The organism is Calidithermus terrae (assembly GCF_003574345.1).
Classification (GTDB): Bacteria; Deinococcota; Deinococci; order Deinococcales; family Thermaceae; genus Calidithermus; species Calidithermus chliarophilus.
On the sequence record NZ_QXDL01000429.1, the window covers coordinates 1 to 1228 of the forward strand.

Annotated in this window: 1 protein-coding gene; it reads left to right on the top strand. The window is 69.2% G+C overall.

Annotation, left to right across the window (positions count from 1 at the left end; all coding sequences use genetic code 11):
• Nucleotides 1-128 precede the first annotated feature (128 nt).
• Nucleotides 129-1136: an aldo/keto reductase gene (locus Mterra_RS21375; RefSeq protein ID WP_119316886.1), complete on the top strand. Its 1008-nt coding sequence runs from the start codon at nt 129-131 to the stop codon at nt 1134-1136.
• The last annotated feature ends 92 nt before the right edge of the window (nt 1137-1228 follow it).

Below are 1228 nucleotides of genomic sequence, written 5' to 3' on the forward strand. Positions count from 1 at the left end.
CGCCAGCGCGTAGGCCGCGCTGCTGCCCACCATCCCCACCCCCACCACCCCGATCTTCATGCCTGCCATTGTGCCACGGGGCCTCCTCGAGCCGGCCCCCGGCGGTAGACTCCGCTCAGGAGGCCCGCATGAATTACCGCTACATGGGCAAAACCGGCCTTCGGGTGAGCGAGCTCTGCCTGGGGGCCATGACCTTCGGGCGCGAGTCCAGCGAGGAAGAAAGCGTTCAGGTCCTCGACCGCTTCGCCGAGGCCGGGGGCAATTTCATCGACACCGCCGACGTTTACGGCCAGGGCGCCTCCGAGGAGATCTTAGGCCGCTGGCTGGGGGGCCAGCGCCGCGAGGACTGGGTCATCGCCACCAAGGTGCGCTTCGCCACGGGCAAGGGCCCCAACGACGCCGGGCTCTCGCGCAAGCACATCCTCGACGCGGTAGCCGCCAGCCTCAAGCGCCTGGGCACCGACCACATCGACCTCTACCAGGTGCACGGCTGGGACGCGCGAACGCCGCTCGAGGAGACCCTCTCCACCCTCACCGACCTGGTGCGCCGCGGCTGGGTGCGCTACGTGGGGGCCAGCAACCACACCGGCTGGCAATTGCAAAAGGCCATCGACACGGCAAAACACCACGGCTGGGAGCCCTACGCCTGCCTGCAGCCGCAGTACAACCTCCTCAGCCGGGGCATGGAGTGGGAACTGCTGCCGGTCTGCCTCAACGAGGGCGTGGGCATCATCCCCTGGAGCCCCCTGCGCGGCGGCTGGCTCAGCGGCAAGTACCGCCGCGGCATGAGCGCCCCGCCCCCGGGCAGCCGCGTGGACGAGGCCGAGCGCAAAAACTGGGGCGAGAAGTGGAGCAACATGAACAAAGAACCCACCTGGCGCGTGCTCGACGCCCTGCACGAGGTCGCCGAGCAAAGCGGCAAGCACCCCGCCTCCGTCGCCCTCAACTGGCTCCTCCAGCAGCCCGGCGTCACCGCCCCCATCATCGGCGCGCGCAACTTGGAGCAGCTCGAGCCCCTCCTCCAGGCCACCGGCTGGACCCTAGCCCCTGAACACCTCGAGCGCCTCGACGAAGCCAGCCGCCCACAGCCGATCTACCCCTACGACATCGCGGATTGGGCGATGGCGGGGCGGTAGGGGTCGGACGCCGGGGGCGGGTCGTGGGTCGTGCGTCGTACGTCGTACGCCGTACGTCGTACGCCAAACGCCAAATGCAAGACCCTTCATCG

What these genes read in the sequence shown, in the direction of transcription:
- Mterra_RS21375 (WP_119316886.1), top strand. Translation starts at nt 129, where the DNA reads ATGAATTACCGCTACATGGGCAAAACCGGCCTTCGGGTGAGCGAGCTC.